We start from the raw sequence: 12,601 nt of genomic DNA on the forward strand, positions 1-12,601 counted from the left end.
GATCCCCCACCCGACGTCGCAGCTCGCAGAAGCAAGTGCCCGCGACCGGGAACAGGGTTTCCCGCCCCGTGTCAGTGACGGCCCTCCAGCCGCCCGCGGGAGCACGCAACCTCGCCGGTCCCGATCGGCGTATCGCCGGAGCATCCGGCACCTACTTTCAGGAGGAGCATGCCGACCACGGCATCGTCTGCACAGCGGTCGTCTCAACGTCGCCGTCGCCCCACCACGGCGCGACGCGATGAGGAAGCCCCGATCATCCCGATCCTTGCGCGCAAGGTGCGCGAGGTCGAGGCGAAGTCGCAGCGCGGAAAGCTCGGCCCGACCAACCGGGTGAAGTTCCAGGTCATCGCGTTCCTCATGCGTGAAGAGCGCGCACGCATCAAGGCCGATAGCGAGATGGCCGACGGTACCCGTGCGGAGCTGCTCAAGCGGCTTGACGGCGTAGCGACGATCCTCGCCAAGACCGCAGCCCGCGACACGTCGCTCATTCAGCTTCTCGAGGTCGACCAGGCCACGTCGCCCGTCGCCAAGCGGATGCGCCGTGACTGGCTGCTCGAATCCGGCGCCGAACTCGCGCCCGACGAACTGATCATCACCGACGTTGCGCGCACGTCTGAGCCGGTCGTCTCAGCTGCGCTCGCCGAGCGGCAGGTCATTCCGCCCCAGGTTGAGGCACGCCGCGAGGCCAATCCCTTCCTCGCGCCCGATCTCACGGGGAGGCCGTCCGCGACCACGCCCCGCCGACGCCTGGACGGCTGGGAGCTCATGGGCCCCCTCTACAAGGCCTTCGAGACCGGTGCCGGCGGCGGCGCTGCCTCGATGGAGCTTCCTCCCGTTCCCGAGTTCGACCGTCTCTCGCCCAAGGGGCTCGAGGTCATGGTCCACCAGTCGCGGTTCGTCGAGGCTGTGCGGCAGGGCCACCGCAGCTTTTTGCTCGCCGATGAGCCCGGCCTCGGAAAGACGGCGGAGTCGGTGCTTGCAGCATCCGTCGCAGGTGCCTACCCGCTTCTCGCGGTCGTTCCCAACGTCGTCAAGATGAACTGGGCACGCGAAGTCGAGCGGTGGACCCCGCAGCGCCGTGCGACCGTGATCCACGGTGACGGCGAAGACATCGACGCCTTCGCCGACGTGTTCATCGTCAACTACGAAGTACTCGACCGTCACTTGTCGTGGCTCAGCTCCATCGGGCTCAAGGGCATGGTCGTCGACGAGGCGCACTTCATCAAGAACCTCGGATCGCAGCGCTCGCAGAACGTGCTGGCGCTCGCCGCTCGCCTGCGCGAGCAGGTCGGCAACCCGCTCCTCCTGGCGTTGACCGGTACCCCGCTGATCAACGACGTCGAGGATTTCGACGCGATCTGGCGGTACCTCGGCTGGACCAACGGCGAGAAGCCGGGTCCCGCGTTGATGGAGAAACTCGATCAGACCGGGCTCACCCCCGCCGACAAGGCCTTCTATCCTGAAGCGCGCGACGCCGTGATTTCGATGGGCATCGTGCGTCGCAAGAAGAAGGATGTCGCGGCCGACCTGCCCGACAAGCTCATCGCCGACCTGCCCGTGCAGTTGGACGACGAGTTCGGCCGGTCGATTCGTCAGGCTGAGCGCGAGCTCGGAGAGCGTCTCGCCGCGAAGTACCGCCGCATTATCGACGCGCGCGGTGATCGCGGCCTCGAGCCCGGATCCATCGACGAAGACATCGTGCGCCTGGTTTCTCTGGGCGAGCTCGAAGAGTCCAAGGCGGCAGGAACCGGCGGCGACAACGTCTTCACCATGGTCCGCAAGATCGGTCAGGCAAAGGCTCTTCTCGCTGCGGACTACGCGGTGCAACTGCAGCGCTCGGTAGGCAAGGTCGTGTTCTTCGCCAAGCACATCGACGTGATGGATGCGGCGGAGAACCACTTCGCGGCGGCCGGGTTGAAGACCATCTCGATCCGCGGCGATCAGAGCACTCCCGCCCGCCAGATCGCGATCGATGCGTTCAACAACGACCCGAGCGTCGGGATCGCGGTGTGTTCGCTCACCGCAGCGGGCGTCGGGCTGAACATGCAGGCATCGTCGAACGTCGTGCTGGCCGAACTGTCGTGGACGGCCGCCGAGCAGACGCAGGCGATCGACCGCGTGCACCGCATCGGGCAGGACGAGCCGGTCACGGCGTGGCGCATCATCGCCGCGCACACGATCGACACCAAGATCGCCGAACTCATCGACTCCAAGCAGGGGCTCGCGGCCCGCGCGCTCGACGGTGAAGCCGTCGACCCGCAGTCCAGCGACTCGGTGCAGCTATCGGCGCTCATGCACCTGCTGCGTCAGGCCCTCGGCGGCGAGTAGGCGTTCGCGGCGGTTTCTCCGGTCGGTGCGCCGTGGTTGTGGCGTTGCTGTGTGGCCGGGGCGTGGCATCCGGCGATAGTGTCTGAGAGGCGACGTTGCCGACCCGACAAACGACAGCGAGGACCACACCATGAAGATCGGAATCTTGACGAGCGGTGGCGACTGCCCAGGCCTGAACGCCGTCATCCGCGGCGTTGTGCTCAAGGGGACCACGGCGTACGACCTTGAGTTCGTCGGAATCCGCGACGGCTGGCGTGGCGTCGTCGATGGAGACTTCTTTCCGCTGACCCGCCACGAGGTCAAGGGCCTGTCGAAGGTTGGCGGCACGATCCTCGGCACCTCGCGCACCAACCCCTACGAGGGCTCTCGCGGTGGGGCGGAGAACATCGCCAAGACGCTCTACGGCCACCGCCTCGACGGCATTATCGCCATCGGCGGCGAGGGCACGCTCGCCGCCGCGGACCGCCTCTCGAAGGACGGCATCAACGTCGTCGGCGTCCCCAAAACGATCGACAACGACCTGCGCGCGACCGACTACTCGTTCGGCTTCGACACCGCCGTGAACATCGCCTCTGAGGCCATGGACCGGTTACGTACCACCGGTGATTCACACCAGCGATGCATGGTGGCCGAGGTCATGGGCCGTCACGTGGGGTGGATCGCCCTGCACGCCGGCATTGCTGCGGGCGCACACGCGATTCTTATCCCCGAGGTTCCGCTCACCCTCGACGAGGTGTGCGACCTGGTCACCAAAGCGCACGACCGTGGCCGCGCCCCGCTCGTGGTCGTGTCAGAAGGCTTCAAGCTCAAGGACATGGACGAGGCGTTCAGCGACAAGGGCCTCGACGCTTTCAACCGTCCCCGACTCGGTGGCATCAGCGAAGTCCTCGCCCCCGAGATCGAGCGCATCACCGGCATCGAGACCCGGGCCACCGTCCTCGGGCACATCCAGCGCGGCGGTTCGCCCTCGGGTTTTGACCGGGTGCTGGCGACGCGTCTCGGCCTCGCTGCCGCTGACGCCGTCGTCGCCGAGGCCTGGGGCCAGATGGTCTCACTCAAGGGCACCGACATCGTGCGGGTTCCCTTCGCCGACGCCCTGGGCGAGCTCAACACCGTGCCGCTCTACCGCTACGAAGAGGCCGCCGCCCTGTTCGGCTGAGCCTGGTGGTGACGGATGCCTCGGGCAGACCGCATCCGTCATCACATGCTCAGGCGTCCGCGACGCCGAGCGTGTCGAGCAGCCAGGCGAGCTCGAACGCTCGCTCTTTCCAGGCGTTGTAGCGGCCGCTCACGCCGCCGTGCCCGGCGACCATCTCGCACTTGAGCAGCGCGTCGGCGCCGACCTCGCGCAGTCGCGCGACCCACTTGGCAGGTTCGACGTAGAGGACCCGGGTGTCATTGAGCGAAGTCACGGCGAGAATCTTCGGGTATTCCACTTCACGTACGTTCTCGTACGGCGAGTACGACTTCATGTACGCGTAGACGTCCGCGTTGTGCAGCGGGTCGCCCCACTCGTCCCATTCGATCACCGTGAGCGGAAGCGACGGGTCGAGGATCGTTGTCAAAGCATCGACGAACGGCACATCGGCGAGGACTCCGGCGAACAACTCCGGTGCAAGGTTGGCGACGGCGCCCATCAGCAGACCACCGGCCGATCCTCCCTCCGCCACCAACGTCGAAGGGGTCGTGTACCCCGAATCGACAAGGTGCCGCGCGCAGTCGACGAAGTCGGTGAAGGTGTTGCGCTTGGCCAGCAGCTTTCCGTCTTCGTACCACTGGCGTCCCATTTCGCCTCCGCCGCGCACGTGCGCCACGGCGAAGATCACGCCACGGTCGAGCTCTGACAGACGCGGGATCGAGAATCCGGGCTCGATCGAGTGCTCGTAGGACCCATAGCCATACAGGTGCACCGGCCGAGGTGCCGAGCCGGGCTCGCCGAACGAACGCTTCCACACGAGCGAGAGTGGAACCTGCGCGCCGTCTTGGGCAGTCACCCACACGCGAGCCTGCCCATAGTCGGTCGGCTCGTACCCTCCGAGCACTGGCTGCCGCTTGCGCAAATGCAGCTCTCCGGTGGCGATCTCGTAGTCGTACACCGTGCCCGGCGTCACGAATGATCCGTAGCCCAGCCGCAGGAGCGGCGGGGCCCACTCGGGGTTGCCACCCGATCCCACCGCATAAAGGGGCTCGTCGAAGTCGATCTCATCGACCCTCCCTGAGCGGTAGTCGAGCAGGCCGAGCCGCGGAAGACCGGCACGACGGTAGCCCAGCACGCCCCAATCGCGGAAGGTCGACATGCCCAGCAGACGCTCGCCCGGACGGTGAGGCACGACGACAGTGCGTTCTCCGGCGGGTTCGGATGCTGCCACCCGCACCAACTCGAAGTCCAGGGCTTCATCGTTATGGAGGATGAAGAGGACATCCTCACCGTCGACCACGGCGTGGTCGGAGTCGTACTCGACGCCCTCGGCGCGCGGCCACACGACGCGCGGCTCGGCTCGGAGGTCCGAGGCATCCACCAGCCATTCCTCAGAGGTGATCGAGGAACCCACGCCGATCATGAGGTACTTGTCGCTCCGGGTGAAGCCGGCGCCCACCCAGTACCGCTCGTCAGGCTCGTGGAAGAGCTTCTCGTCGGACTCGACCGGGGTGCCGATCTCGTGCAGCCACACGGTGTCGGGCCGCCAGGCATCGTCGACGGTGGTGTAGATGATGAACCGACCGTCGGGCGAGAAGGTCGCGCCGGCGAAGGTGCCGGGGATCTCATCGGGCAACTGCTCACCGGTGACCAGGTCGCGCACGCGGACGACGTAACGCTCGTCACCGGCGACATCGACGCCGAACAGCATGCGTGTGCCGTCGGCGGTCACCTCGAAGCTGCCGAGTGAGAAGAACTCGTGACCCTCGGCCTCGATGTTGCCGTCGAGGAGTACCTGCTCGCCAGCGACCTCGGTGTCGGGAGCAAGCACCGGCGGATTCCAGTCGTCGGGGGAGGACAGGGGAGCGCGGCACTGGATGCCGTACTGCTGGCCCTCGAGCGTGCGGCCGTAGTACCACCAGGTGCCCCGGCGCGACGGTACGGAGAGGTCGGTCTCGAGGGTGCGACCTTTGATCTCGTCGAACACACGCCCGCGCAGTTCTTCGAGGTGGGCCGTCCGAGCCCGCGTGTACGCGTTCTCGGCTTCGAGGTGCGCGATGACGACCGCATCATCTTTGGCGCGGAACCACTCGTACGCATCTTCAACGTCGTCGCCGTGATGGCTGCGCATGATCGGCGTGCGGGTGGCGACGGGAGGGATGGCAGGGGCGGCGTCAGTGGTCACCATTCCACGGTAGTCGACCCGCCGCGGGACGACGGGGCGTCACACCAGAACGCCCTCGCGCGACGAAGATGAGAGGAACCTCATCTCGGAGTTCGCATAGACCCTTCACTGGATGCGCACACGTGCATATGGTAAAGGAATCGCGCCCGCCACGCGCGACGAGTTTCGCGTGATCCGCGAAACTCATCCCCCATCAACTGAGGAGTGCTCATGAGGCAATGGCGTCGCAAGTTCATCACGGGTGTGGTCGCGGTAGCGTCCATACCCGTTCTCGTATTCGGGGCAGCCCCGGCATGGTCCGCTCCAGCGGCCGGCCCCGAGCCCTTCCCCGAAGACCAGCTCGCGCAGGACTACGAAGTGCCGACGGCTCGGGGAGTCGCCAAGAGCCTGGAGCGATCGACCGGCACGGTCGAGGTGACAGTCCGACTAGCCGAGCCTGCGATCGCCGAGGTGGTCGCTGAAGGCGCGCTCGCCAACGGTGAGGTGCCCTCGAAGGGCGCGCAGCGCGACAAGAAGAACACCGTCGCCGCTCAGCAGAAGGGTTTCGAGAACTCCGCCCGCGCCGTCGGAGCGACGGTTCTCGGAAGCACCCAACTTGCCGCCAACCTCGTTGTCGTGTCGGTGGATGCTGGTCAGCTCGAGGCCCTCGCCACCCTTCCGAACGTGATCTCGATCAGCCCGATGAACCGGTATGAGACCCACAACAGCACGGAAGAGGTCGTATCCGGCAGCCTCGCCCAGGCCATCGACTACGTCGAAGCCCGCGCGTTGCACGAGGCCGGCATCGACGGAACAGGCGTTCGCGTCGCGGTGCTCGACTCGGGTATCGACTTCACCCACTTCAACCTGGGCGGACCCGGCACCGCCGACGTCGTAGGCGAGTGCTTCGCGGGTGCGAACGCTCCCGTCGCCGGTGTATGCGCGACGCTGTTCGGTCCCGATGCCCCCAAGGTCAAGGGTGGCTACGACTTCGTCGGCGACAGTTGGCCGAATGTGCCAACGGTGACTCCGGACGCGAACCCGATCGACAGCGGGATCGCGGGCGGCCACGGCACGCACGTCGCCGACATCATCGCGGGACGCTCGGCAGACAGGACGCACAAGGGCATCGCGCCCGGGGCGGACTTGTATGCCGTCAAGGTGTGCTCGGCGGTGTCGACCTCGTGCAACGGTGTTGCCATCCTGCAGGGCATGGACTGGTCGCTCGACCCGAACGGCGACGGCGACATCTCGGACGCGGTGCACATCGTGAACCTGTCCCTCGGATCGGCCTACGGGCAGGATCAGGATGACTCGTCCTTCGCGGCGAACAACCTCGTCCACGCGGGCATCGTGGTCGTGGTCTCGGCAGGCAACTCCGCCGATCGTCCGTTCATCGTGGGGTCGCCGTCGTCGGCGCCCAACGTGATCAGCGTTGCTCAGACGGCACTGCCGGATGACCTCCAGTGGGTTATCGAGGCCAGCACAGGCAAGACCATCTCCAACGCCGTGCACATGGCGTGGTCACCGGTCGTCACCTCGCCGGGACTGATTGATGTACCGATCGTGCAGCCGGTAGACCCGCTCGGTTGCAGCGCAGAAGGCTTTGCGGGGTTCCCGAAGGGATCGATCGCGCTCATCAATCGCGGCGTATGCAACATCTCTGACAAGTCGGTGTTCGCACAGAACGCCGGAGCCGTCGCGGTAGTCATCTACAACAACGCACCGGGCGACCCGCCGAGCTTCAGCTTCGCCAGCGAGGTTCCCGTCACGGTTCCGACTTTCTCGATCAGCCAGGCCGACGGTATGGCGCTGGTCGCATCGCTCGCGACAGGCCAGGTCACGGTAACCATCGACCCCGCCGCGGCGATTCCGCTCACCAACACCATGGTGGGTACGTCCAGCCGAGGTGTCACAGTCACCGGTAACCGGGCAAAGCCCGACATCGGCGCACCGGGTGCGTGGCTGTCGGCTGAGACGGCCACCGGCACCGAGGTCACCAACTTCGGTGGAACGTCCGGGGCTGCTCCGGTCGTCTCGGGTGTCGCGGCACTGCTCCTCGACAAGTTCGAGGACGCAACGCCCGCGATCATCAAGGCGCGCCTGCTCAACGGTGCGGACTACACCAACACCACACCCACCGCGACCGGCTTCATCCCGACGCCGATCTCGCGTATCGGTGCCGGTGAGGTGCGGGCCGCGGCATCCGCTGACGCAGCCGGTGTGATGGCCGTACCGAACAACGGAGGCAACATCGGCCTCGGCATCCCGTCGGTGACGAACACGCATCGCGAGCAGGTCGATCTGACGATCACCAACTCGTCCGGCCAGAACAAGCGGTACAACCTGGCTGCGGAGTTCCGCGACGCTGCAGACGCGGCCAAGGGTGCGGTGGCGATGAAGATCACACCCGGGACCGTGAACGTGCCCGCGGGCAAGACGCAGACGTTCAAGGTGCATGTCACGATCGACGGCGCCAAGCTCGACGCGTGGCCGTTCGACTACGCCGGATCGATCGGTGCCGGTGCGGCGCTGAACGGCCCGGAGTTCGACGGGTGGATCACCGCGACTTCGGGCGACGAACAGCTGCACCTCGGCTGGACCGTACTGCCCCGCAAGGCGGCCGATGTCAGCGCGCCGGCGAAGGTCAAGCTGAACCGCAGCGGATCGGCGTCGGTTGCACTCCGAAATGGGTCATCTGTCACGGCGGGCGGCTCGGAGGTGTTCGCCCTGACAGGAACGAGCGCCCAGCAGCAGGACACGGACGCCGGAACACCCGGTGCCAATGCGGTCGTGATCGACCTCGCCGCCACGGGGTTGCGCACGGCCGACGGCTACGTCGAGTTTGGCATCGCGACGTACGACCGTCGCACCGTGCTGACCTACCCAGCGGAGTTCGATGTCTACGTCGACTCGAACAACGATGGAACGGATGACTTCGTGCTCTACAACGCAGAGCTCGGAGGATTCGGGGCCACCGGTCAGTCGGTGATCAACGTCCTCAACCTGGCCACGAACGTCGCTGTGCCGTACTTCTACAACGGTGGCGGGTTCGACTCGTCTACGCAGATCTTCACGGCGCCGATGGCGGCGTTGGGGATCGCCGACGGTCAGACCTTCGGGTTCAGCGTCTACGCGTACGACAACTACTTCACGGGCAACCTCACGGACGCGATTGAAGGACAGTCGTTCACGGCTGGTGAGCAGGCGTACGCCTCGGACTCTTACGTCGAGGTGCCGGCACGCGGGAGCGCGCAGCTCGCGGTGAGCTCCACCGGCGCCACGGGCGGCACGAGCCAGACCGGCCTGCTCTTGCTCCACCAGAGTGCGGCTGAGCGCGACTACTCGGTCGTGATGATCCAGCGCTAGAAGTCACGGGCGCACGAAGCGGGCCGGGATGCTGCATCCCGGCCCGCTTCGTCGTTCCTGCATAGCCGCCTAGCGAGCGGTCGTCGCGCGCGGTGCGGGAGTTCGGGGGAGGGGGACTTCGTTCGGGATGCCGCGCGAGAGCATCAGCGAAAGCAGAGCGAGCACGATCAAGCCGAAGAACGCGGTACGCAACGAAGAGAGTTGCGACTCGATGTAGATCTCCTGAAGCGTCTCTGCCTCATCGGCGGTCAGTCCGGCGTCCTGCCCGATCTGCTCGACGGTGGAGGCCGGGACGATCGCCACGCCACCCTCGGTCTCCGCGTTGATGATCGCCTGTGTCTCGGCGGGAAGCGCGCTCTGCGCGACCCCGCTCGCGAATGAGCTCGCGAGGGCTCCAATCAGGATCGATCCGATCAGCGCCGTGCCCAGCGATGAGCCGAGGTTCTGGAAGACCCCCTGCAGGCCGCCGACTTCACTGGTGTCCTTCGCGGTGACCGAAGACATGTTGACGTTGCCGAGCTGCGACGCCAACAGTCCGAGTCCGGCACCGGCACAGAACATGCCGATTCCGAACGCCGGGCTCGACAACCGGGGATCAATCGCGGTCAGCAGCAGGATCGCGCTCGCGACGAGAACCCACTGCCCGACCCGCACAACGCGGCGTGGAGACCACCGCGTTGACAGCCGGGTTCCGAAGATCGAGAAGAGGATGAGTGAGACCGACAGCGGGAAGATCCGCCAGCCCGTCTCGATCGCATTGAATCCCAGAGTCATCTGCAGGTAGACGGGGACCATGAAGAAGAGGCCGGCGATGATCGCGTACTGACCGCCCAGGACGCTCAGTCCGCTACGCAGCTGCCGGATCGACAGCAGGTCGGCGTGGAGCAGAGGATCGCGTCCTCGGGCGACCAGACTGCGCTGCCGCGCGAAGAACAGCACCAGAAGGACGACGCCGACCACGATGAACCATGCGGTGAGCGAGATCCCCAGCGGTGCGATCTCCACGCCGTTGATCTCGGGGGAGTGCAGCGGCACGATCCAGCCCCACACCTTGCTCTGGAGCATCCCGAACACCACACCCACCAGGCCCAACGCCGACAGCAGGACACTCAGCAGGTCGATGCGGATGCTCTGACGCTGTGACTTCTCGGCGATTCTGCGCGCGAAGATCACGACGAAGAGAAGGATCACCACTTCACCGACGAATACGTACCGCCAGCTGAAGTAGGTGGTCATGAACCCCCCGATCAGCGGTCCGGCGGCCACGCCCGCGCCGGAGACGGCGCCGATCGCTGCGAAGGCGGTGACGCGATCGCGGCCCTCGTAGTTGTCGGCCAGGAGCGCGGCGATCGCCGGGATCACGAGTACCGCGCCCAATCCTTCGATGATCGACCAGCCGAGGAAGAGTACCGCCATGTTCGGGCTGAACGCCGTCATCAGTGATCCGACGGCGTAGACGATCGACCCGATCACCAGTGCCCGGCGGCGCCCCCAGATGTCGCCGAGCTTCGCGCCCAGCAGCATCGTGGCGGCCATGGTGAGCGTGTAGAAGGTGATCGCTGTCTGCATCGCAGTCACGCTGCTGTCGAGGTCCGACACCACGGTCGAGATCGACACGTTCATCACCGTGCTGTCGAGCACCATGACGAACTGAGCGGCGCCCAGGATCAGCACGACGAACCACTTCTTCATGACCACCCCGATCTTGTCCCCAGCGAGTGCGGGGAGTGTGCGCTCATTCAACACCCTCCGATACGTAAATCCAGGAAGAAGCGGGTGACAGAGCTGTGCGCGCGAATCCGAGTTGACCGGAGAAGGGTGGGGTGTAAGGATTCTCCTGGCCGGTTAACGGCAGCTGAACACGCGGTGAACTGTTCGTTCGTCACGCCGATCCCGTCGGCAACACATTCTTCCTCCCTTTACGGAAAGCGAACGGTGGACTCAGTAGCCCTGATCATCGTGCTGGTTATCGCTCTCGCGTTGTTCTTCGACTTCACGAACGGCTTCCACGACACGGCCAATGCGATGGCCACGCCCATCGCCACTGGCGCCCTCAAACCGAAGACGGCAGTACTGCTGGCCGCCATCCTCAACCTCGTCGGTGCGTTCCTTTCCACAGAGGTGGCCAAGACCATTTCGGGTGGGATCATCCGCGAAGACCAGATCTCGGGGTTGGAAATCTTCCCCGCGATCATCTTCGCGGGCCTGATCGGGGCCATCACCTGGAACATGCTGACGTGGTTGCTCGGGCTTCCGTCATCCTCGTCGCATGCTCTCTTCGGGGGTCTCATCGGTGCAACCCTTGTCGGCGCGGGTGCGGCTGCCATCGAGTTCAGCGTGGTGGTGTCGAAGGTCATCCTCCCCGCAGTGATTGCTCCGCTGACCGCCGGGCTCATCGCCTTCACCGTGACGAAGGTCGCCTACGCCATGACCCGCCGCTACGACGGCAGGCCGGACGGGCGCGATGGCTTCCGCTGGGGTCAGATCTTCACGTCGTCTCTCGTCGCTCTCGCGCACGGTACGAACGACGCGCAGAAGACGATGGGCATCATCACGCTGACGCTCATAGCGGTCGGATGGCAGACGACTCCAGACCCGCAGTTCTGGGTCATCGTTGCATGCGCAGTCGCCATTGCACTCGGCACCTACATGGGTGGCTGGCGCATCATCCGCACACTCGGCAAGGGCCTCACCGATGTGAAGCCCGCGCAGGGCTTCGCCGCTGAAGCGTCGACCGCCTCGACCATCCTCGCCTCGAGCGCCCTGGGCTTCGCTCTCTCGACCACTCAGGTGGCCTCGGGCTCGGTCATCGGCTCCGGTCTCGGGCGACGCGGATCGCAGGTGCGCTGGCGCACGGTGGGCCGCATCATGATCGGCTGGCTCCTCACGCTGCCTGCCTCGGGGGCAGTCGGAGCGCTCGCTGCTCTCATGGTGGTGTGGCTCGGCGGATGGGGAATCTTCATCGACGCGATCCTCGCGGTCGTGATCGTCGCGGGTCTCTTCCTGCGATCGCGTGTCAATGCCGTGAACTCGAGCAACGCTATGAGTGAGGTTGCCGATTCGGGCGCGGCGGTCAAGATGCCGCACAAGCCGCCGCTCACGCGCCGTCAGCGCAAGGACGCCGCCCGAGCGGCCGACGAAGACACGACCGCGGATACCGCAGGCAGTGACGCGAAGGGAGTCCAGCGGTGATCGTCATCGACTGGTGGGCCTTCGTTCAGGTGTTCCTCGCAGCGTTGTTCGCGGCATCCACCGTCGTATTGTTCTACTCGTTCGGACTTCGACTTCTCGTGCGCTCCGGGCGCGCTCCCGTCGTTTCGCCTGCGGAGTTCACCGATGCGATCACGGTCATCTCTGAGAAAGAGGCACGTCGCGCGGCAAAGGCCGCAGTGAAAGCCGCCAAGAAGAGTCCGTTGACAGACGGTGCGAAGCAGCTCGCGCTGGTGGGAGCGTACGCTTGCTTCGCCGTCGCCGCGCTCGTCGTCCTTGGCGGACTCCTCCTCATCCTCTTCAATCACTGAGGAAGGTGCAAAGGCGCGTCTGTATCAGCGGGATAACGCCCGGATCAAGGCTGATATCACCGCGATATCAGGCCTATTGAC

General features: G+C 65.7%; 7 protein-coding genes. 5 read left to right on the forward strand and 2 right to left on the reverse strand.

Annotated features, from left to right (window positions below):
• Positions 1–168: 168 nt before the first annotated feature.
• On the forward strand, positions 169–2,328 hold the full coding sequence (locus LG299_RS16360; protein WP_404432150.1) for a DEAD/DEAH box helicase: 2,160 nt from the start codon (positions 169–171) through the stop codon (positions 2,326–2,328).
• A 130-nt stretch (positions 2,329–2,458) separates the two neighbouring features.
• Positions 2,459–3,487, forward strand: coding sequence for an ATP-dependent 6-phosphofructokinase (locus LG299_RS16365; RefSeq protein ID WP_404432152.1), 1,029 nt, complete (start codon positions 2,459–2,461; stop codon positions 3,485–3,487).
• Positions 3,488–3,536: 49 nt separating this feature from the next.
• Here LG299_RS16365 and LG299_RS16370 read toward each other — a convergent pair whose 3' ends face one another.
• The gene (locus LG299_RS16370; protein ID WP_404432154.1) at positions 3,537–5,654 is read right to left on the reverse strand and encodes a S9 family peptidase; all 2,118 of its coding nucleotides are present in this window, start codon (positions 5,652–5,654) and stop codon (positions 3,537–3,539) included.
• A gap of 207 nt (positions 5,655–5,861) precedes the next feature.
• Between LG299_RS16370 and LG299_RS16375 the strand changes: the two genes are divergently transcribed.
• Positions 5,862–8,999, forward strand: a complete 3,138-nt coding sequence (locus LG299_RS16375; RefSeq protein WP_404432156.1) for a S8 family serine peptidase — start codon at positions 5,862–5,864, stop codon at positions 8,997–8,999.
• 69 nt (positions 9,000–9,068) lie between these two features.
• Here the strand turns inward: LG299_RS16375 and LG299_RS16380 are convergent, their stop codons facing one another.
• Positions 9,069–10,742: an MFS transporter gene (locus LG299_RS16380; protein WP_404432158.1), complete on the reverse strand. Its 1,674-nt coding sequence runs from the start codon at positions 10,740–10,742 to the stop codon at positions 9,069–9,071.
• A gap of 192 nt (positions 10,743–10,934) precedes the next feature.
• On the opposite strand from LG299_RS16380, the gene LG299_RS16385 reads away from it, so the two are divergent.
• On the forward strand, positions 10,935–12,191 hold the full coding sequence (locus tag LG299_RS16385) for an anion permease (RefSeq protein ID WP_404432160.1): 1,257 nt from the start codon (positions 10,935–10,937) through the stop codon (positions 12,189–12,191).
• Positions 12,188–12,520, forward strand: a complete 333-nt coding sequence (locus LG299_RS16390) for a peptidase (RefSeq protein ID WP_404432162.1) — start codon at positions 12,188–12,190, stop codon at positions 12,518–12,520. The genes LG299_RS16385 and LG299_RS16390 overlap by 4 nt, the downstream gene beginning before the upstream one ends.
• Positions 12,521–12,601: the final 81 nt, after the last annotated feature.

Source organism: Microbacterium lacus (assembly GCF_044794305.1).
In the GTDB taxonomy this organism is placed as follows: domain Bacteria; phylum Actinomycetota; class Actinomycetes; order Actinomycetales; family Microbacteriaceae; genus Microbacterium; species Microbacterium lacus_B.